Raw genomic sequence first — 21,318 nt, 5'->3', positions numbered from 1 at the left:
TTAGAACATCTCACCCTTGCTATAGGTTTTTCGAAGCTGGAAACCCAACAACCACTTAGGATGCTGCGACGACAATCAACCACACGCTGACTTACCACCAGGACCGGTGTTGTCGGCAGGCAGCGAGAAATCGGGAGGAAAATTGCAGTAAGAAACGTAATGGGAGCACGCGTTGTTACTGCAAGCCCAAATTTGGGCTGAACACAACTCAACATCGTTTTGTGCATCGTGCATGATTGTCCACGTCGTGCAACGCGATGTTTTCCAGCACTTTTTTCAGAAGAAGAAAGAACGACACACTCGAGGAGGAACGTGCGATATGTCGATACCCGAACCTTTCACGGACGTTGAAATAGAAACGGCTGATTCCGGATTCTATGAAAACTACAGCGTCCCAATTGCCCTGATCAGCAAGGCCATCATGGTCGGGCTGGTCCTGTGGGCCCTGGTTTTCCCAGCGAATGCAAACAGCACATTGGGCAGCCTGAACAGCCAGTTGCTGGAGGTCTTCAACAGCTTCTACATCGTCATTGTCGGTTTTTTCTTCTTATTCCTGGCCGTTGTTGCGATCATTCCGTCCACGGGGCGCCGGATCATGGGAACGCCAGGGGAAAAGCCCGAGTTTTCGAACTTCTCATGGTTCTCCATGATGTTTGGTGCCGGTCTTGGTGTGGGGCTCATGGTCTTCGCCACGGCGGAACCGTTGGGTCTTTGGGGATCGAACCCGGTTGTCGTTTCCGGTGCGGTCGAAGGTAACACGCCTGAGGCCCTGCAATCGGCTTACCGCTTTACTTTCCTGCACTATGGTTTCCACGCCTGGGCGATCTACGTGGTGACCGGCCTGTCGCTGGCGTACTACGCTTACACACGCGACATGCCTCTGACGATCCGCTCGGCGCTGACTCCGCTGTTTGGCCGTTTCGTCAATGGCTTTTTCGGCCACGTGGTTGACGTTTTGGGCGTTGTCGCAACGATCCTCGGCGTGTCCGTAACCATCGGTTATGGCGTCAGCCAGTTCATCGACGGACTTTATGCCATCACCGGCATGCAGTGGGTCATGGATCTGGGCGGCGAGGTGCCGACCCCCAGCAAGGTTGGCCTGATTGCAGGCTTGGTCGTCATCATGGGCCTGTCGATCATTTCGGCGGTTTCCGGTGTCGGCCGGGGTGTTAAGTACCTGTCCAACCTGAATCTGGTGCTGTCGATCATCCTGCTGGGCACTTTCGTGGTCTTCGGCTCGTTTGTCTTTGCCATGACCACTTATGGCACTGCGATGATCGACTACATCCTGCACTTCCTGTCGCTCAGCTTTAACGCCTATGGCCCGTTATCGGCCGAAGCATTCGCAGCGGCCCTGCCGGCCGAGGCGCAAGCACATGCCGCAGACCTGATGGGGGGTGCGACCAATGCCTGGGGCAGCTTCGACGGCTTCAAAAGCGGTCTGGAAGGTGCAGCGGCCGAGTTGGACGAAGCAACCTTGGCCGCGGCCTATGCTGCGGGTGAGCAAGGTCGTCAGTTCGGCTGGCAGGCAGGCTGGACCACCTTCTACTGGGCATGGTGGATCGCATTCTCGCCCTTCGTGGGTCTGTTCCTGGCGCGCATCTCCAAGGGTCGCACCGTTCGCGAGTTCATCTTGGGCTGCGTGTTCGCACCTGCGCTGGTGTGTTTTGCCTGGATGACTGTTCTGGGCGGCACGGCGATCGATCTGGAACTGGCAGGCGCGGCAGAAGGTGCGATCATCGGCGCATCGAACACCAACAAGCTGTTCACCACATTGTCCTTCATGATCGATGGTGGGCTGCTGTCCATGCTGAACGTCATGTGCGTGATCCTGATCATGACCTTCCTGGTAACCTCGGCGGACTCGGGTATTCTGGTGATGAACACCATCATGTCGGGTGGTAGCCAGGAAACCGGTATCAAGCACCGCATCATCTGGGGTGTGATCCTGACGGCAGTGATCGGCGCGCTGATCCTGGCAGCGGGTGAAAACAATCCTATGGACGCGCTGCGCAATGCCATGATTATCGGTGCGCTTCCGTTCACCATGGTGATGGGCCTGATGTGCGTATCGCTGGCCAAGGCGCTGTTCCGCGACAGTCAGCGTGACAAGCACTCTGCCAACAGCACGCAGGCAGCCGAATAAGGCGTAGGCACAAGAAAAAACCTGGTCAGGCCGCCCCAACTGGGCGGCCTGTTCTTTTTTGGCAAAGCGTCGCCCTTGACGTGAAAACCCCTAATATCACCCCGGAGCCAATGCCGTAATGAACGGCGAACCAGGTCTGCCCCCTATCGACCGGTCGCATCATCCGCCACGGTCGATTTCCTTGCGGCTGCAACTTTGGATGCAGGGCTGCCTTAGGGCCGCGGGTAGGGACTTAGGACTTTCGTCGAATGTCCCGGCGAAGGGTGGAAAGTTAGTCTTTCGATCATGCGCGTACTCACAGGCATTCTGATGCTGCTTTTCGGTGGCCTGGCGGCTTTGGCCGAACCTTTGTCGCGCGATGATATCGAATCCTACATCCGCGCGCCGTTCTCATTGGGGCCGGCGTTGAACGAAAGCGGCGTCTACAGTCTGCTGAACTCCGGCGGGGCCGATGCAGGCTATGTCTTTGAATCGGAACCCTTGGCGCCATTGCCCGGTTTTTCAGGCGCACCGATCAACATGTTGATCGTGCTGGATCTTGAAGGGCGTTTTCTTGACGTGCAGTTGATTGAACATAACGAACCGATCTTTGTTTCAGGGCTTGGAGAGGCCCCTTTCCACAAATTCTTCGAGCAATACAGGGGCCTTTCGATCTCGGATTCCATCGTTGTCGGAACCCCGTACGGCGATGCAGCAAGCGGGTCATCACTGGTCTATCTGGACGGGGTTACAAAGGCGACGGCAAGTGTGCGGATCGCGCATGAATCGGTCATGGGTGCTGCTTTGACAGTCGCGCGCGAGAAAATGCAGGGATTGGCAACCGCGCCGCCTGCATTTCCGGATCCCGATTATCAAGAAGAACTCAACTGGCAGGATCTGATTGATCAGGGCATCGCCACACGCAAGGTCTACACGAATGCGCAAGTTGACGCTCTGTTCGATGGCACCCTTTGGGAAGATGACGATCCCGAGGCGCAGGACAATCCCGACGACCCTTATCTGGATCTGTGGGTCGTGGATGTGGGTCCGAAAGCCATCGCTCGCGCTGCCTTGACCACGGACAGTTATGAAGAGTTGCAGCGCTTCATGGAAATTTCGGACAATGACGAGCCGATCCTTGTGATCGAAACGGCGCGCCATGGTTTGGTCAGCGAAGACTTTGTACGCAATACCGCGCCCGACTGGATTTCGGCCGAACAGCGCGGATTGCCGGTCGCTCTGCGTGATGCCGATCTGTTGGTCGAGTTGGCGGATAACATGCCAGATGGCGTTGCCATGATCCTGCGCACCGACCGGCGCCTTGGGTTCGACCCTTCCCGGGAATGGGTGTTGAAGGCTCTTGCGGTTCGCGAACATGGCATGTTCCAGCCTGAAACAGGATCCGTCACTTTGGATGTTGCACATATCACGCCCGAGAAGTTCTTTGATCGACCAGAACAGATTGTTCAGGCACCGCCCTGGCTTGAAGCGCTGCGAAATCGCCAGTTGGATCTGGTTATCCTGGGTGTGTTTCTGGCTGCACTGTTGGCCGTTTTGACCCTGCGAATGAATGCCCTTGCGGCGCGACCATTGTTCACTCCCATACGTCTTGGCGTTCTTGTCTTTGTCACAGTTTTCGTGGGTTGGTGGGGGCAAGGGCAGCTATCGATCGTCACGGTCTTGGGGGCATTGCGTACCGCATTGGACGGCGGCAGTTATGCCTTCCTGCTCTATGATCCGTTCTCGTTGCTGATCTGGGCCGTGACCCTTGCGGGTTTGATTGCTTGGGGCAGGGGATTGTTCTGCGGATGGCTCTGCCCTTTCGGTGCCCTTCAGGAATTCGCGCATCATCTGGGCAAAGCCCTTCGTATCCCCCAGATTGAACCGTCAAAAAAATGGGGCAACCGTCTGAAATGGTTGAAATACGTGGTACTGGCGGCCTTGCTTGCCGTTGTCTTTGCCGCACCTGATCAGGTCGACAAAGCGGCAGAGGTTGAGCCGTTCAAAACAGCAATCACGACCTTCTTTTTTCGCGAATGGTATTATGTCGCCTACGCCAACTTCTGGCTGGTTCTGGGAATGACGGTGTTCAAGGGTTTTTGCCGATATGTCTGCCCTTTGGGCGCGTTCCTTGCGATCGGCGGGTTGCTTCGCGGCCGCGACTGGATCGAACGCCGCGCCGAATGCGGGTCACCCTGTCAGCTGTGCAAGATCAAATGCAAATATGGCGCGATCACGCAAGCCGGGCAAATTCAGTATGATGAGTGTTTTCAGTGTCTCGACTGCGTCGCCATATATGACGACCGCAACCGCTGCGTTCCCCTGATTGTCGCGGCTCGCCGCCGCACGAAAGAGGTTGCAGCAGAATGATCAACCGTCGCCGCTTTCTGGCCATATCTGCCGCAGCACTGGCATCTCCGTCTCATGCACAGCCTATCCGTTGGCGTGGCTACGCCATGGGGGCCGAAATCAGCCTGACACTGGATGCTGACCCTGTGGAGGCAGAACATGCCATTGCCGCTCTGCGATCCATTTTGGAGGAATGCGAGGCGCTGTTCAGCCTGTACCGCCCAGACTCTGCGCTGTCGGAGCTCAACCGGAAAGGTTACCTCAAAAGCCCCGATCCCGCTTTTGTGTCTCTTTTAACAGCGTGCAGCGCGGCTTACGACCTCACAAATGGTTGCTTTGATCCGACAGTTCAGCCATGTTGGCTTGCCGTGTCCGAGAATGAGGCTCAACACGCGCGAAGGCTGATCGGGTGGGATCGCGTCGGTCTAACCAAGGAACTCGTGCAACTGGGCCATGATCAAGCGCTTACCCTGAACGGCATCGCTCAAGGTTTCGCCACCGATCTGGTCGTTCGCGCCTTGCGCAAAGCCGGGTGGGAAAAGGTTCTGGTCAATATCGGAGAATTTTATGCAAGTGGTCGTCAGTGGCTACTGGGCGTCACGGATCCAGTGCACGGACTTGTCGAAGTCACGCATTTGAAGGACCGCGCCATCGCTACGTCCAGCCCCGGCGTCATGCGCCTGCGGTCGGGCGGCGCTCACATCATCGACCCGAAGGGTGGAAACGCACCGCTTTGGTCAACGGTCAGTGTCCAGGCACCGGATGCTACGACGGCAGACGCGCTTTCAACAGCATTCTGTCATGCTTCCGAGGCTGAAATAGCAGCGACCCTTGCGCAGGCAGCCGGTGATTGCATCGCGATCTGTGTGCGACCCAATGGGAAAGTGGTCATGCTTCAAGGTTAAAAAGCCCCGGATCACACCGAGGCTTTTTCGATTTTCCCGACCAATTCTTTACAAGCAGTCTTCAACCGCGCGTTTGGTCATGACCGAAACAAGATGCGCTCGATACTCCTTGCTCCCATGCAGATCCGCAATCATATTCGCCGGGTTTACGCGCAGGTCCATAAGGGCATCAGGGCGAAATTCCTTGTTCAGCGCCTGTTCAGCCTCGGACCACCGGAAAACGCCGTCCTCGCTCGCGCCGGTTACCGCGACGCGCACTCCGTCCGCAAAGCGGGCCAGGTAGACCCCGACAAGCGCAAAACGCGACGCTGGCTGAAGGAATTTCCGGTAGCTCGCCGCTTGCGGTACCGGGAAACGGACCGATGTGATGATTTCACCCTCATCCAGCGCCGTCGTGAACATTCCCTGGAAAAAGTCATCGGCGGCAATCTGGCGGGTATTGGTCACGACAGTCGCCCCTGATCCCAATACCCCTGCCGGATAACAGGCCGCAGGATCATTGTTGGCAACTGAGCCGCCAATCGTCCCGCGGTTGCGGACCGCCGGATCGCCAATCTGCCCGGCCAGCGCTGCAAGCGCTGGATACGATCCTGCGGCCTCGCGGGCGACGACAGCGTGGGGCGTCGCGCCACCGATCGACACCGATCCGTCATCCTCGATGCAAACGCCTTGCATCTCGGGAATTCCGCTCACCGACACCAACTTGGACGGGGCCGCCAACCGTTGCTTCAATGTTGGGATCAGCGTCTGTCCGCCTCCCAACGCCTGCGCATCCTCTGCTGCCAATGCTGCAACCGCGTCAGCAATGGTCGAGGGCTTCTCAAACTCGAAATTGTACATTTCGTTCTTCCTTTCCGAAAGGCGCTGATCCGCCCTTCATCTGGCTATAAATATCCCGGGGAGCGCGAGGGGCTGGCCCCTCGCACCCCAACCTCTCAACCATGCATCGCCGTCCAAACGCGTGACGGGCTCATCGGCATGTCGATATGATCTACGGCCCTTCCACCCGAGTTCAACGCATCCAGCACCGCATTGACCACCGCAGGCGGTGAGCCGATCGCTCCGGCCTCGCCGCAACCCTTCACGCCCAGCGGATTGTGCGTACAGGGCGTCTGGCTGGAATGATCCACGCCGTAGAACGGGACATCATCGGCGCGTGGCATCGCGTAATCCATGTAGGACGCGCTCAGCAATTGGCCGTTCTCATCATAGGCACAGTTCTCCAGCAAGGCCTGACCGATGCCCTGGCCGATACCGCCATGCACTTGTCCGTCAACGATCATTGGATTGACGATATTGCCAAAGTCATCTGCAGCCGTGAACTTCTCGATACTGACCTGACCTGTGTCTGGATCAACCTCGACCTCACAGGCATAAGCCCCTGCCGGGAAAGTAAAGTTGGCCGGGTCATAGAACGCGGTTTCCTCCAGTCCTGGTTCAACTTCCAGCGGATAATTGTGCGGGACATAAGCCGTGAGGGTCACATCCCCCCAAGCTACAGACTTGTCGGTCCCCGCAACGCTGAACTGACCGTCCTTAAGTTCGATATCCGCCTCGGACGCTTCCAGCAAATGGGCTGCGATCTTTTTGGCCTTGTCGATCACCTTTTCGGTGGCCTTGACCATAGCCGAGCCGCAAACCGCCAGCGAGCGTGAGCCATAGGTGCCCATGCCAAACGGGATCTTCGAGGTATCCCCGTGCACAATCTCGACCATCGACTCATCGATACCGATCATGTCGGCCACGACCTGCGGGAAGGCTGTTTCATGGCCTTGCCCGTGGCTGTGTGCGCCAACCATCACACTGATCGAACCGGTTGCGTTCACCCGGACAGTTGCCGCATCATAAAGACCCGCCCGGGCCCCCAACATGCCAACGATATTCGAGGGTGCGATGCCGCAGGCCTCGATATAGCAGTTGACACCCAAGCCCCGCAGCTTGCCGTTGGCCTCGCTTTTTGCACGACGTGCGGCAAAGCCTGCCAGATCGGCAGCCGCCTCAAGCTTGTCCATGGTCCCGTTATAATCCCCGGTGTCGTAAGTCAGCGCCACCGGCGTGTCATAGGGGAACTGCGTGACAAAGTTCTGGCGACGCAGGGCGATCGGATCGACACCCAGCTCGCGCGCGGCCTTGTCTATAACGCGCTCCAGCTGGAAGGTTGCTTCGGGTCGACCAGCACCGCGATAGGCATCCACGGGCACCGTATTTGTGAACATCGCTTTCACATTCACCTGAATGACCGGGGTCTTATAGTTGCCAGCCATCAGCGTCCCGTGCAGCCATGTCGGAACCGAGCTGGAGAAAGTCGACAGGTAAGCGCCCAGATTGGCATAGGTGTTGGTCCGCAGGCCGATGAAGTTGTTATCCGCATCCAGAGCCAGCTCAATCGTGCTGACATGGTCACGACCCTGCGCATCCGACATGAACGCCTCGGACCGGCTGGCGGTCCACTTGACGGGGCGGTTGCAGGCCTTGGCGGCAAAGGTGCAGAACGCTTCTTCTGCGTAATGGAAAATCTTGGTGCCAAAACCACCGCCCACATCCGGGGCTACGACGCGGACTTTGTGTTCGGGCAGACCCAGAACGAACGCGCACATCAACAAGCGGATGACATGCGGGTTTTGCGACGTAGTATAGAGCGTGTATTCGTCGGTGCCCCGGCTGTACTCGGCCACAGCCACGCGCGGCTCCATCGGGTTGGCGACCAGCCGGTTGTTCACCAGACCCAAAGTGGTGACATGCGCCGCATTGGCAAAGACGTCGTTCACTTTGGCGTCGTCGGCCTCACCCAGCTGCCAGTCATAGCAGATGTTGTTTTTCAGATCGTCATGAACCAGCGTCGCGCCATCCTGCGCGGCGGATTTCATGTCGATCACGGCGGGCAGTTCCTCGATATCCAGATCAATAGCCTCGGCCGCGTCACGGGCCTGTTCCAGGCTGTCAGCCACCACGGCAGCGATCGGATCACCCACGTGGCGCACCTTGCCCTGTGCCAGAATTGGGTGTGGTGGTTCCTGCATCGGCGCGCCGTGCTTGTCGGTCACTTCCCAGCCACAGGGCATTCCGCCCACGCCTTCAAAGTCTTTGCCGGTGAATACTCTGACCACACCGGGCATACCTTCGGCGGTTGATGTATCTACAGAATTGATCCGACCATGCGCTATGTCGGACCGCAGGAAATATACGTAAGCCTGACCACGTACGTTGATGTCGTCGGTATAGTTGCCTGCTCCGGTCAGAAAGCGGACGTCCTCGCGCCGCTTGGAACTGGCTCCGATGCCACTGTCTTTGGGCATTGCTTGTTCTCCTCCCATAAACGGATGCTGCTGCACCCTTCACTTGTCCCACGGGCGCAATGTTTACGCCCGCAGCGGCATCATTCCGCAGCGATACTGCCGACGTCCTGGCCTGAGGCGGCCATGATCGCCTTGACGATATTGTGGTACCCGGTGCAGCGGCACAGGTTGCCTTCCAGGTACTTTCGGATTTCGGCCTCAGATGGGCGCGGGTTGTCTTTCAGCAGCGCTGCGGCGCTCATCACCATACCCGGTGTACAGAACCCGCATTGAAGGCCGTGATGATCCTGAAAGGCTTGCTGGATCACGTTCAGCGAACCGTCCGCATTTGCCTGACCTTCGATGGTGCCAACATCAGCGCCGTCGGCTTCGACCGCCAGCATATTGCACGATTTCACGGCCTGACCATTCACATGTACAACGCAGGCGCCGCACTGGGCCGTATCACAGCCGACATGCGTGCCCGTCAATGACAGTTGCTCGCGCAGAAAGCCGGACAGTAATGTCCGGCCCTCGACCTCGCCGCTAACGGCCTTGCCGTTCACGGTCATTGAAATTTTCATGACTTTCTCCTCCCTGAGTTCCAACGGTTCAACCGCCTAACACGCGCTTGATCCAACCTTTCTTTTTTTCCCCGGTCTCGCCTTCGCCCGAGGTTTCGGGCTCGGGCGCATCCTGAGGTTCGACCGCGTTCTGGAAGTTCTCAAAGAACTGGTCGGCCATTTTTCTGGCAACCCCATCAATCACGCGCCCCCCCAACTGAGCCAGTTTGCCACCGACGCGTGCATCAACCGCGTAGGTCAGTAGTGTGCCTTCTGGGGCATCCGACAAGGTGACGTCGGCCGCGCCTTTGGCAAATCCGGCGGCTCCTCCCTTACCTTCACCTGATAACTTCACGCTTTCAAGCTCCACGAGATCAGAAAGGGACACAGAGCCTTTGAACGTCGCTTTGACCGGCCCTACTTTCTGCACGACGGTGGCCTCGAACCCGTCTTCGACCGAGCCTGTCATCTCCTGACATCCCGGCACGCATTCCTTCAGAACATCTGCCGACAAAAGCGCGGCCCAGACTTTGGAACGCGGCGCGGCGATGACGCGGCTGTCATTGAGTTCCATTTCACTTCTCCAAGTATATTTTTGTTACGCTACGCGGTGTTCGCAGCCTTGCCTATAAGACCTTGGGTGTAGTCACCGCAGGGCAGGTGGCGAATGTGTAAGGCCGTGACGTTTGAAGATTTCGGCGATGCGCCCATCCTGCAACGCCGTGTAAATGGCATCGTCCACAGCATAGCCGAGGCCGCGATAGGCGAAATGAACGGCCACGCCAGTGGTCCATGAACTGACGGCAAAACCGGGCAGGGGTGGGGAATGGATATCAAGCTCTGGCGTCAGCCCGGCCTCAAGCTGAGCGCGTGGTCCCATGGCTGACATTGTCTCACCACCGGCAAGCGCCTGCATTGCCTTGGCGACAGTGGGATATCTGCGCATGCTTTGGGCCAATTGACCGCCGGGAAATGCCGACAAATAGAAATCGGCAATCGAATCGTTCTCGACGGCGACGGTGTCGAACCGGAAATAGGCAGGCACTGGCGGGTCATCGGGATAGGCATCGCGGTCATACGCGATGGCGATTTCCTCGTCATGGTATTGCCCGGTGAAGACCACCTGTTCAACCCGGCAGGCGAATTCGCTGTCATAGGGGACGTGCAACATCACATTTGCGACCCGCCCGTTGATCAGGGGTCCCTTCCAGATCCAATTGCGCAGGTCGGCCTCGAGGTTTTCGCCGGCAGTCACCAGATTGAAACGCGCTTCAACACCCAGCTCCTCGGCAATCAACCTGCCGATGTCGATATCCACGCCCTGTATCTTGCCGTCCTTCTCATAGGACCACGGGGCAAAGTCGTCATAAGCCGCAAATTCGATATAGCCGCGCGCGACAATAGTATCGAGATCTGCGCCAACGATATCACGGCTGGCGTTTTGTGGTTTGGGTTGAGGCACATGATCCTCGCATCGGGCCATCGCCATTCCGGTTGAAAGAGTGGCAGCCAACAGGGAGAGAAAAAATGTGCGTCCGATCATGTGCCTCAGTCTGCCGTCCTATTGCGCGGCAGACAATCCAATTGTCAGTTGCTCCGCCGCTTCCGCGAAATCAGGGCTGTCGCCCGAGATCAGAACAGCGGCGCGAAAGGCCACGCTGTCAGCCACAGGGGCGCCCGATCCTGTTTCCACGGTGCTGGCAATCTGGCTGAGTTCCGACTGAAGAGCCGCGGCATCGCCTTCCCCACCGTCGGCCATCGAGGCCAGCAGGTCGCGGATTTCTTTCAGCCGATCCGTGTGATCGTCCAACGCTCCATCGTCGGGGCGCGTTTCGATATAGGTGCGAATGGCCCAGGCGGCCTTTTGCCCCAACAGCTCTCCAAAGGCCGGCATCTTGGTGATCCCGTTCTGGGTATACCCCTCACGGAACCGTTCCACGTACCATTCGTCGCCGTATTCTTCAGCCTCGAGGTAGCGCAGGTCAGGCGCCAAGCCGCCGGAAACCACGCCCAACCCATGGCAGCGCGCGCAGTTTTGATTGTAACCAGAATCGCCAATTTCAATGGCGGCTTGCCAAATCTCATCACCCTGATCGCGATAGGGGTTTTCGATCAACCATTCCTCACCCACATCCGGCAGGGCATCTGTATTCACAGGTTGCGGGGCGACGTCTCCGTGCGCAAACGCCATGCCACCTGCGGTCAGGCCAGCCAGCGCTGTGTTGAAAAATACAAGACGCATCGTCTCCTCCTTCTGATGCTTGCTCTGGTCATAGCTCAGGGAAAATCGTCGTGAAATTCGACCTTGGTTGCAGATGAGCCGCCGCGTGCGACTAAGGTCGAATGGCATGCCACCCAAGGACTCATTTTAGTGATGGTGCATCGGAGGAGGAGCAAACACGGACATGTTTTTTCGCGTCTTTGCAACTCTTGTTCTGTTGCCAATGGTCGCTGCGGCTGAGGTTTCTGTTTCTGTTGTCTACCTTCAGCAACAGGACAGACGACCACCGGTTTTGTCGAACCTTGACCCATTGCCCGACGATCTGGGCACGGCAGGTGCAGAACTGGCTTTGTCAGACAACCTGACAACGGCCAAGTTTCTGGGCCACACGTATGAACTGACAGTTTTGACCGTCCCGGAAGACGGGGATTGGCTTGATACGGCGCGCCGGGCCTTGTCCGAGACTAGCTTCCTGATATTGGACGCTCCGGCGAAGGCGCAACTGGCGGTCGCTGACCTTCCCGAGGCCGCCGACGCCATCTTGTTCAACGCGTCCGCCCGCGACCGCGACTTAAGACATACCGCCTGCCGTGCCAACCTGCTGCACACCATACCGTCCGATGCGATGCGCACGGACGCTCTGGCACAATTTCTGGTCAAAAGGCGCTGGGACGATCTGGTTCTGGTCGCCGGAGAACACCAGCCGGATATGGCCTTTGCTGACGCGATGAGACAATCCCTGACAAAGTTCGGACTGGAAATTCGGGCGGAAAAGACCTGGCGTTTCGACGCTGACATGAGGCGCAATGCGGCGCAGGAAGTTCCTGTTTTCACGCAGGATTTCGGGGACTACGATGTCATGTTGGTCGCGGATGAACTGGGTGACTTCGCAAGATATATACCGTTCAACACATGGGAACCCAGACCGGTCGCAGGTTCGGAAGGGTTGCGACCGGTCACGTGGTCGCCTGTGGTCGAGCAATGGGGCGCGGTTCAGTTGCAGAGCCGGTTCGCCGATCAAGCAGGCCGGTCGATGAGGCCAATCGACTATGCGGCATGGGCTGCCTTTCGGTCATTGGGCGAGGCCGTGACCCGAACGCAATCTGGCGATCCCGCGGTTCTGCGGGACTACATTCTGTCGGAAAAATTTGAACTGGCAGGCTTCAAGGGCCGGGCGATGAGTTTCCGCGCCTGGAACGGTCAGTTGCGCCAACCCATCCCGCTGGTGACGGATCGGGCCGTCGTGGCCCTCGCACCGCTCGCGGGTTTCCTGCACCACAGGACTGAACTGGACACTCTGGGAATTGACCAGGCCGAATGTCTTTGCACGGCTTTTAGCGAGGAATGAAGATGAAGTTTTCCGCCTTTTTGGCCGCTGCTGCATTTTGCACTCCGGCGGTTTCGGACGAGATTTGGATCAGCAATGAAAAAGACGACACGCTCAGCGTGATCAATATCGAAACACTTGAAGTGATCCGCACCCTTGAAACCGGAGAACGACCACGCGGGATTACATTTTCCAAGGACTACTCGGTTCTTTACATCTGCGCGTCAGACAATGACTCGGTGCAGGTCATGGATCCCGAAACCGGAGAAGTCCTTTATGATCTGCCGTCGGGCGAAGACCCCGAACAGTTCGTTTTGCACCCGAATGATCGGCATCTGTACATCGCCAACGAAGATGACGCGATAACAACTGTCGTCGACACGGTATCGCGGACCGTAATTGCCCAGATAGACGTGGGTATCGAGCCAGAAGGGATGGCGGTCTCACCTGACGGCAGGATCGCTGTCACCACATCCGAGACCACCAACATGGCTCATTGGATCGATACCGAAACACAGGAGTTGTTCGCCAACACCCTGGTGGACTCGCGCCCACGCCACGCGGAATTCGTCAAGGACGGAACCGAACTTTGGGTCAGCTCTGAAATCGGTGGTACAATCTCTGTTTTTGATGTGGCGACACAGGCCGAGAAGGCCAAAATCGAGTTCAAGGTGGATGGTGTACACCCTGATCGGGTTCAGCCAGTGGGCTTTGAGTTGTCAAGCGGGGACGAAACCGCCTTTGTCGCTCTGGGCCCGTCGAACCACGTAGCTGCCGTCAACGCAGAGACTTACGAGGTCGAAGATTACATCCTGGTTGGGCGCCGCGTCTGGCACATGGATTTCAACGCGGACAAGTCGCTTTTGTTCACCACAAACGGAGTGTCGGGGGATGTCACCGTAATCGACGTTTCCAAACGTGAACCCATCAAGACGATCAAGGTCGGGCGCTTTCCTTGGGGTGCAGCCTTCCGGCCCACAAATTAGGCTGCAAATAGACGCCGGAAACTGAATCAACCTCCTGAATGTCAGGAGGTAATGATGGTCGACAGGTTTCGGGCGGCCTTCAAGGTCAAGGAAATACATCCCTGTAACCCGGGTGGGACGTCGCGGGACAGGCCGGTTCCAAATGACAAGCGCAGGGACAAACGGCGCAACCGTATCGAAATCATGTTCGGCCGGGTGAAGGATCAGCACCGCGTCGCGACCCGCTGCGACAGATGTCCGAAAATGGTCCGATCCGTTGCCGCTGGTGCCGCCGAAACCATCTTCTGGTTCTGAAATTCAATGAGTGTGGAGCCCAGTTGCAATGCGTGTATTGCCCCTACGACCATTGTGCAATTTCGCCGACAGACCCGCCTGCGAATAATAGCCATGCCAACAGCTCCGACCTGTCGGGGATTCGGCGCGGAGGGAAGACACAAGTCTAGGGAGGACACCGATGAACCGGTTCACAATGGCGGCAGTTGCAAGCGTGATTGCAGCGGGCACGGCCCATGCAGAAGTTACCGAGGACGATCTGGCAAACGACCAGACTATTACGACCCAAGTCGTGACAAACGGCATGGGGCGTCATTTGCAGCGCTACAGCCCGTTGGACATGCTGAACAAAGACAACGTCAAGAACCTGTTGCCGGCCTGGGCGTTCAGCCTTGGTGGCGAAAAACAGCGCGGGCAGGAAACCCAGCCGCTGATCTATGACGGAATGATGTATATCACCGGATCGTATTCGCGTCTTTATGCAATCGATCTGGAAACCGGCAAAGAGGTCTGGCAATACGATGCGCGCCTGCCCGAAGGCATCCTGCCGTGCTGTGACGTGGTGAACCGGGGTGCCGCCATCTACGGCGACAAGGTGATTTTCGGCACCCTTGATGCGCGGATTGTGGCCCTGAACAAAGACACCGGCGACGTCTTGTGGCGTGACAAGATAGCGGACTACAAGGCGGGGTATTCATACACCGCGGCTCCGCTGATCGTTGACGGGCTGGTGATCACCGGAAATTCCGGTGGTGAATTCGGCATCGTTGGCGCCGTGCAGGCACGGGACGTGAACACCGGTGATCTGGTATGGGAACGCCCGGTCATAGAAGGCCATATGGGGACGCTGAACGGTGAAGAAAGCACCATGACGGGCGAGTTGAATGCGACGTGGCCCGGCGACATGTGGAAGACCGGCGGTGGCGCAACCTGGCTGGGTGGTTCCTATGACGCGGACACGGATACGCTTGTTTTCGGGGCCGGAAACCCGGCGCCGTGGAACTCGTGGCTGCGTAATGCAGGCACGCCGACGGAAGGAAATGCCGGAGACAACCTTTACGCGGCCAGCCGCATCGGAATCGATCCGAAAACCGGCGAAATCAAGTGGCATTTCCAGACCACGCCGCGCGAAGGTTGGGACTATGACGGTGTAAACGAGGTTGTGGCCTATACCGACCGTGAAGGAAACAAGCGTTACGCAACCGCCGATCGCAACGGGTATTTCTATGTTCTGAACCGCGAAGACGGCGCATTTGTGTCGGCCAATCCGTTTGTCAAAGACATAACATGGGCGTCCGGTGTGGATGAGACCGGCCGACCGGTCTTTGTCGAAGAAAACCGCCCAGGGGACCCGTCGTCAGCGGCTGATGGCAAGAAGGGTGAAGTGATCTTTGCATCGCCTTCTTTCCTTGGCGGCAAGAACTGGATGCCGATGTCCTTTTCGCAACGTACCGGCAATTTCTATGTGCCGTCGAACGAATGGGGCATGGATATCTGGAACGAGCCGATCTCGTACAAGAAGGGTGCCGCCTATCTGGGCGCAGGCTTTACGATCAAGCCCAACTACGAAGATCACATTGGGTCTCTCAAGGCCATCGACCCGGATACCGGCGAATGGAAATGGGAATACAAGAACGACGCGCCGCTGTGGTCAGGCGTGATGACGACGGCCGGTGGCTTGGTGTTCTTTGGCACGCCCGAAGGTGAGTTCATCGCGCTGGACGACGAGACCGGCGAGAAGCTGTGGTCGTTCCAGACCGGCTCGGGCATCGTCGGGCAGCCTGTGACCTGGGAACAGGATGGTGAACAATATGTCGCGATCATTTCCGGCTGGGGCGGCGCTGTACCGCTCTGGGGGGGTGAGGTGGCTAAGAAGGTCAACTATCTCAACCAGGGCGGCACCTTGTGGACCTTCCGCCTGCCAAAGGAACTGGCTTCGGCGAACTGACCCGGGATCCGGCAAAACCCTGACGCGTATCCCTGATACGGGGTGCGCGTTTCTATACGACCTTCCGCCAGTATGCGTGGTTTTCATTCGTTGCTAGGATTGGTTAGGCTGGAGATCATTTGAATGCAAAAGGCTATACCAGATGCTTGCTGAATCCGCCGCGCGCAATGATTTCGAAAACGTGCTGATCGTCGACGACCATCCATTGTTTTGCGACGCCTTGTCGATGACCCTGCAAAGTGTGGCCCAGATCCAGGAAATCCATACGGCAGACCGGCTGGAGGATGCCTTGGATCTGCTGGCAGGTGGGCTGAAACCTGATGCGGTCATGCTGGACCTCAATTTGCCGGATGTGGACGGCCTGGAAGGTCTGATCCGCTTGAAGGCTGCCGCAAACGCACCGGTGATCGTGGTGTCGTCACTGACGGATAACCGCGTTGTCAGCCAGGTGATACAGGCCGGCGCATCAGGCTATGTCCCCAAGCACAGTCAGCGCGACGTGTTCCGTACTGCATTCGAGACCGTGTATGCCGGTGACGTTTTCGTGCCGGAGGGCTGCGTTTTGATTGACACAGAGGAGGAGGACGAGCATGGCGAAGCGGTCAAACGACTGGCGACACTGACAAATCAGCAGGCGCGCATTCTGCAACTGATCTGCGAAGGTAAACTGAACAAGCAAATCGCCTATGACTTGTCGATTGCGGAAACGACGGTCAAAGCGCATGTGACCGCAATAATGCGAAAACTGGGTGTCCAAAGCCGCACGCAGGCGGTTCTGATCGCCAAGAAAGCGTCCTTTGCCAGTGTCTTGCAAGACCAAGGCTAAGCGTCATACTCTCACGTCATCGTCGCGCTTTTAGGGAGGAGGCACGATGGATCAAGCAGTCGGGTGGGCAACAGCCCGGGCCCGTACGCCAGGCATCGTTAAAACGGCATTTGCACGACACGACACCGGGCAGTCGATCGAGACACTCAGACGCCAGTTGGGTGATGACTCACTTGCGCTTGTCATTCTTTTTGTCAGTTCGAACGCCGATGCATCCGTGGTGATCGCGGATGCCGAGCGCGCCTTTGCACCAACCCCGATTGTTGGTTGCACCACCGCCGGAGAGCTGGCGGATAGTGGGTATTGTGAAGATCAGATCGTCGCGATTGGCCTGCCGAAATCCCATTTCGACATACGCACGGTTCTTGTGCCGGATCTGAACGAATTCGATTCCGACGGCATCATCAAAGAGATGATCCACAACAGAAATGCGATGATGGGAAACGCACCCGAATGGAGCCATGAATTCACGTTCCTGATGATTGACGGGCTGTCGACAAAAGAAGATGAACTGACGTCGGAATTGGCTGTGGGGCTGGGGCCGGTGCCATTGTTCGGCGGTTCGGCGGGGGATGGAACCAAATTCGGGCGCACATATGTTCTGTATCAGGGACAGGCAAAAAGCAATGCAGCCGTACTCACGCAGGTTCGCACGCGGTGTCCGATCAAGGTGTTCAAGACCGATCACCTGCTGCCCACTGCCCATCGCATGGTCGTGACCAAGGCAGACCCGGCAAAACGCATCGTTCAGGAAATCAATGCCGAACCCGCTGCCCGCGAATACGCCCGTATTCTGGGGAAAGACCCGGAACAGCTCACCACATTCACATTCGCAGCCCATCCAGTCGTTGTGCAAATAGGCGGGCAACACCATGTCCGTGCGATCCAGCAGGTGGCGGGAAACGGCGACCTCGTCTTTTTTTCGGCGATTGACGAAGGCTTGGTCCTGACGCTGGCTGAACCTCGGGACATGGTTGAACATCTACAGGAAGAAATCAGCCTGTTGACCGAGAAACAGCAACCCGACACCATTTTGGGTTGTGATTGCATTCTTCGCCGGCTGGAGGCCCAGCAAAAGCAGAAGACGCGCGCGATCTCGGACATCCTGTCTCGCAATCACGTGGTCGGTTTCTCGACCTATGGAGAGCAGTTCAATTCGATCCATGTGAATCAGACTCTGACCGGCGTGGCGATATACCCGCCCGAGAAAGAGTAAGGTATGATCGAACATCTCACAGACCCCTCGGACTCACTGGATCGTCAGAACGAGAAGCTTAGGAAAATCGCCGAAGCCCTGATGCGGCGGGTCGAAGAATCCACCAATGCCTCTGGTGCGGCTTATGCTCAGTTCCAACGGGCGGCGGTGCTTGAACAAGAGGTCCGCGCCCGAACGGATGACCTTGAGCGCGCGCTTGAACTTCTGAATGACTCCAACGCCAGGTTGGCGCAGGCCAACAAGGAAACCGAAGCAGCGCGCGCAGATTTGGCAAATGCGATCGAAACGGTGCAGGAAGGCTTTGCCCTGTTCAATCGCGACGAAGAACTGGTGCTGTGCAACAGCCGGTTCGGGATGCATATGCCCGACATTCAGGAACAGCTGAACCCCGGCTTGCGCTTTGCCGACTACGTGGAACTGGTCAGCCAATCCGGCTTCCTGACCTTGCCAGAGACAATGACCCCACGGGATTGGGCCAAAAGCCGCCTGGATCGTCACGCAGATGACCACGTGGTGTTCAATGTTCGTCTTTCGGGCAATCGGTGGACGCAAGTGTCAGAACACCGCACGCCAGACGGGGGCACCGTGATCCTGCAAACCGACGTTACAGACATCATGCGGATCGAACGGCAAGAAAGGGATCGCATTCTGGATGACAAGGCACGGTTGATCCGCGCCACGCTTGAACATATCGATCAGGGCGTCTGCATCTTTGACAACAAGCACCGCATGATCGGGTGGAATACCCGCGCAAGCGAGCTTTTGGCCATACCGATCACGCAATTTCAGATGGGCACGCGGTTTGAAACCCTGTCCAATCGCCTGAGCGACAACATCAGCTTTCAGAAAGGCATCACCGAGGCGGATCTGCTGGATTGGGTCAGCCGGCCAACCTATCGCCGCCCTCTTCAATTCCAGATGCATCGGGGGCGATCGAAAATCCTGTCGGTCTTTGCCCAGGAAATGCCAGACCGGGGCTTTGTGATTTCCTTTACCGATGTAACTGCGGAACGGAAGTCTGCGCAGGCCTTGTATGAAGCCAAGGAACTCCTGGAACAACGTGTGGCGTCACGCACAATGGAGCTTGCTGATGCGCTGAACGAGGCTGAGCGGGCGAACGCGTCAAAATCACGTTTTGTGGCCGCCGCCAGCCATGACCTGTTGCAACCTCTGTCTGCTGCAAAACTCTATGTTGCGTCACTGGGCAGCGGTTTGGACAATGACACCGCGCGGACCATCGCAGCAAAAGCAGAAAGCGCCCTGAATAGTGTCGAACACATTCTCGAAGCCCTGCTGGACATCTCAAAGCTGGATTCCGGGCGGGCCAAGGCGCATCTGTCCACGGTGTCGGTGGGTGAACTTTTCTTGCAGATGGAAGACGCGTTCAAGCCCGTCGCCCAGGCCAAAGGTCTGAAATTGCGTTTTGTTGACACAAAGGCTCTGGTCACAAGCGATGCCAGTTACCTTCGGCGGATATTGCAGAATCTGCTGTCAAACGCGATCCGGTATACCGAGACCGGGAAAGTTCTTGTTGGTGTCAGGCATCGCAAAAACGCAATTGCTTTGGAAGTCTGGGATACGGGCATCGGTATAGCATCAGACCAAAGAGATATCGTGTTTCAGGAATTTCAGCGTTTGCATTCAGATGCCAGCGCCGCCGAAGGCATGGGGTTGGGTCTTGCGATTGTCGAGCGGGCCTGCGGGTTGCTTCAACACCCCATCCAGCTGTTTTCCGAAGTTGGAAAGGGCACGGGGTTTTCGGTCGAAATACCTTTGGCCCGGGCGAAACCAGAGGTTTCTCTCTGCCCTTCAATGGTGCAAAAACCGCACTCGAATGTGCTGGGCAACACCGTCGCCCTGTTGATCGAAAACGATGAAAACCTGCGCGGCGCGTTGACCATGACCATCGAATCCTGGGGCGTCGAAGTTCTGGAATGCGAAGGCGAAAGCGAAGCGATTGGCCTTTTGCGCGAAATAGACATCCTGCCAGATTTTGTTATCGCAGACTATCAATTGAACAACGGGAAAACAGGTACGGACGCCATGCGTGCCCTGACGGATGAATTCGGGCATTTGCCCGGCTGTATTATTTCAGCCAATCGATCTCAAGAGCTTGTCCAGCAGTGCAAACAGGCAAAGCTGCCGCTGTTTTACAAACCGATAGATCCGCAACTGCTCAAATCGACGCTGGAGGCCTCTGTTGCGGGCGGCATCTGAGTTTTTCCGGTTGTCGCCTGCGTCGCAGTACGGACGGGTGTCATTCAGAAGTCTTCCGTCCGCGGGTTGGCGTTGGTCTGATCCAGCATGGACACAACTTCCGCCTTCCATCCCGCTTTTATTTTCAGCGCCAATTGCGAAGGGGGCCGATGATCCGGCGACAGGATGGCGTATTCGTATCTGAGGGGGTCCTTGAAAGGCAGGAATACCACACGGCCATGCGAGATATTCAGCTTCCGTTCTGTTGCGACAGTCAAAGGATCGACAATTGTGCAGCATTGTCCCGATCCGACAAAAGGAATGAGCGGCAGGAAATACTGGCACGTCACACTAGGTTTGTAAGTGGCGGCAGCCATCTGAAAAGCGCGCCGCACTTTCTTCTGAAAAGGGTGGGTGTCGTACAGTCCACCCATTGGCACATCATCGAGATCCGAAATCGTCACAGCCTTTTCTTGCGCTAACGGGTTGTCCCGATCCATTGCGCAAAAGCAATCTCCGCTGATGATCTCTGCCGTGAATTGCGGCTTTTTTCCCACCGGGTGTTCGAAATCAGCAAACCCGAAATCAATGTTCTGAGTGCCTGCAAGTTCCATAATCTGGGGCGAGCTGCGGGTCGACAGCGTAACCCGGATGTCCGGATTCCCGCCAACGGAACGGCTGATGAAATTCGGAAAGGCAAAAATGGACGGTCCCGGCATGGCGGCAATGTTCAGGCTGCCTGAATTTCCTTTAAGAAGCCCGTGCATCGTACTGGAAACCGTAGATAATCTGTCCAGTATTCCGGTGGTTTCCGCCAACAAGTAATGCGCCTCTGGCACTGGAATCAGACGCCGACCTTTTCGTTCGAACAGGGTCAGTCCCAGACTTCTTTCCAGGTTCTTGATTGCCAGGCTGATCGCGGGTTGTGTCCGGTTCAGCTTCTTTGCGGTTTGAGAGATGGACCCGGTTTCCATCACCTCACGAAAAACGGTCAATTGAGCAAGGTTCATATCTAAAACATAAGCTAAACTTTCATTTTGTTAAATATAACAAATTTGTATTTATGCTAAAACTCCATAGGCTGAACGGATCAGAATTCGAACAAACC

16 protein-coding genes and 1 pseudogene are annotated in these 21,318 nt (G+C 57.0%); 10 read left to right on the top strand and 7 right to left on the bottom strand.

Features of this window, described 5'->3' with window-relative positions:
* Nucleotides 1-319: 319 nt before the first annotated feature.
* The 3 genes from AC2FNN_RS07555 to AC2FNN_RS07545 all read left to right on the top strand — a co-directional run bounded on the left by AC2FNN_RS07555 (nt 320) and on the right by AC2FNN_RS07545 (nt 5,379).
* Complete coding sequence (locus tag AC2FNN_RS07555; protein WP_496757657.1) at nt 320-2,146, top strand: BCCT family transporter; 1,827 nt, start codon at nt 320-322, stop codon at nt 2,144-2,146.
* Between the two features lie 285 nt (nt 2,147-2,431).
* A complete protein-coding gene (locus tag AC2FNN_RS07550; RefSeq protein WP_496757656.1) occupies nt 2,432-4,495 on the top strand; it encodes a 4Fe-4S binding protein in 2,064 nt (687 codons plus the stop codon).
* Nucleotides 4,492-5,379 (top strand): FAD:protein FMN transferase, encoded by an 888-nt coding sequence (locus AC2FNN_RS07545; RefSeq protein WP_496757655.1) that lies wholly within the window; start codon nt 4,492-4,494, stop codon nt 5,377-5,379. Before AC2FNN_RS07550 ends, AC2FNN_RS07545 begins: the two co-directional genes overlap by 4 nt.
* A gap of 48 nt (nt 5,380-5,427) precedes the next feature.
* Here AC2FNN_RS07545 and AC2FNN_RS07540 read toward each other — a convergent pair whose 3' ends face one another.
* The 6 genes from AC2FNN_RS07540 to pedF all read right to left on the bottom strand — a co-directional run bounded on the left by AC2FNN_RS07540 (nt 5,428) and on the right by pedF (nt 11,459).
* Nucleotides 5,428-6,219, bottom strand: coding sequence for an FAD binding domain-containing protein (locus tag AC2FNN_RS07540; protein ID WP_496757653.1), 792 nt, complete (start codon nt 6,217-6,219; stop codon nt 5,428-5,430).
* A 95-nt stretch (nt 6,220-6,314) separates the two neighbouring features.
* On the bottom strand, nt 6,315-8,675 hold the full coding sequence (locus tag AC2FNN_RS07535) for a xanthine dehydrogenase family protein molybdopterin-binding subunit (protein WP_496757651.1): 2,361 nt from the start codon (nt 8,673-8,675) through the stop codon (nt 6,315-6,317).
* A gap of 80 nt (nt 8,676-8,755) precedes the next feature.
* Nucleotides 8,756-9,238 carry a (2Fe-2S)-binding protein gene (locus AC2FNN_RS07530; RefSeq protein ID WP_209507073.1) on the bottom strand — a complete coding sequence of 161 codons (483 nt, stop codon included), beginning with the start codon at nt 9,236-9,238 and terminating at the stop codon, nt 8,756-8,758.
* Nucleotides 9,239-9,266: 28 nt separating this feature from the next.
* Nucleotides 9,267-9,791: an SRPBCC family protein gene (locus AC2FNN_RS07525; protein WP_496757650.1), complete on the bottom strand. Its 525-nt coding sequence runs from the start codon at nt 9,789-9,791 to the stop codon at nt 9,267-9,269.
* Between the two features lie 72 nt (nt 9,792-9,863).
* Complete coding sequence (locus tag AC2FNN_RS07520) at nt 9,864-10,760, bottom strand: substrate-binding periplasmic protein (RefSeq protein WP_496757648.1); 897 nt, start codon at nt 10,758-10,760, stop codon at nt 9,864-9,866.
* 18 nt (nt 10,761-10,778) lie between these two features.
* Nucleotides 10,779-11,459 (bottom strand): cytochrome c-550 PedF, encoded by a 681-nt coding sequence (pedF, locus tag AC2FNN_RS07515; protein WP_496757646.1) that lies wholly within the window; start codon nt 11,457-11,459, stop codon nt 10,779-10,781.
* Between the two features lie 163 nt (nt 11,460-11,622).
* Between pedF and AC2FNN_RS07510 the strand changes: the two genes are divergently transcribed.
* The 7 genes and pseudogenes from AC2FNN_RS07510 (at nt 11,623) to AC2FNN_RS07480 (ending at nt 20,231) form a co-directional block, all read left to right on the top strand.
* Nucleotides 11,623-12,786 carry an ABC transporter substrate-binding protein gene (locus tag AC2FNN_RS07510; RefSeq protein WP_496757645.1) on the top strand — a complete coding sequence of 388 codons (1,164 nt, stop codon included), beginning with the start codon at nt 11,623-11,625 and terminating at the stop codon, nt 12,784-12,786.
* A gap of 2 nt (nt 12,787-12,788) precedes the next feature.
* The gene (locus tag AC2FNN_RS07505; protein WP_496757644.1) at nt 12,789-13,751 is read left to right on the top strand and encodes a YVTN family beta-propeller repeat protein; all 963 of its coding nucleotides are present in this window, start codon (nt 12,789-12,791) and stop codon (nt 13,749-13,751) included.
* Nucleotides 13,752-13,811: 60 nt separating this feature from the next.
* A pseudogene (locus tag AC2FNN_RS07500) lies at nt 13,812-14,045 on the top strand (IS5/IS1182 family transposase); the annotation flags it as partial.
* Nucleotides 14,046-14,205: 160 nt separating this feature from the next.
* Nucleotides 14,206-15,972, top strand: a complete 1,767-nt coding sequence (locus tag AC2FNN_RS07495; protein ID WP_496757643.1) for a PQQ-dependent methanol/ethanol family dehydrogenase — start codon at nt 14,206-14,208, stop codon at nt 15,970-15,972.
* Nucleotides 15,973-16,114: 142 nt separating this feature from the next.
* Nucleotides 16,115-16,798: a response regulator gene (locus tag AC2FNN_RS07490; RefSeq protein ID WP_496757642.1), complete on the top strand. Its 684-nt coding sequence runs from the start codon at nt 16,115-16,117 to the stop codon at nt 16,796-16,798.
* 46 nt (nt 16,799-16,844) lie between these two features.
* Nucleotides 16,845-18,014, top strand: coding sequence for an FIST N-terminal domain-containing protein (locus AC2FNN_RS07485; RefSeq protein ID WP_496757641.1), 1,170 nt, complete (start codon nt 16,845-16,847; stop codon nt 18,012-18,014).
* A 3-nt stretch (nt 18,015-18,017) separates the two neighbouring features.
* Nucleotides 18,018-20,231 (top strand): hybrid sensor histidine kinase/response regulator, encoded by a 2,214-nt coding sequence (locus tag AC2FNN_RS07480; RefSeq protein WP_496757639.1) that lies wholly within the window; start codon nt 18,018-18,020, stop codon nt 20,229-20,231.
* Nucleotides 20,232-20,275: 44 nt separating this feature from the next.
* On the opposite strand, the gene AC2FNN_RS07475 is transcribed toward AC2FNN_RS07480, so the two are convergent.
* On the bottom strand, nt 20,276-21,220 hold the full coding sequence (locus tag AC2FNN_RS07475) for a LysR family transcriptional regulator (protein WP_496757638.1): 945 nt from the start codon (nt 21,218-21,220) through the stop codon (nt 20,276-20,278).
* Nucleotides 21,221-21,318 lie beyond the last annotated feature (98 nt).

The organism is Ruegeria sp. BHSA118 (genome assembly GCF_059613405.1).
This window is presented reverse-complemented; position numbering and strand designations above follow the sequence as displayed.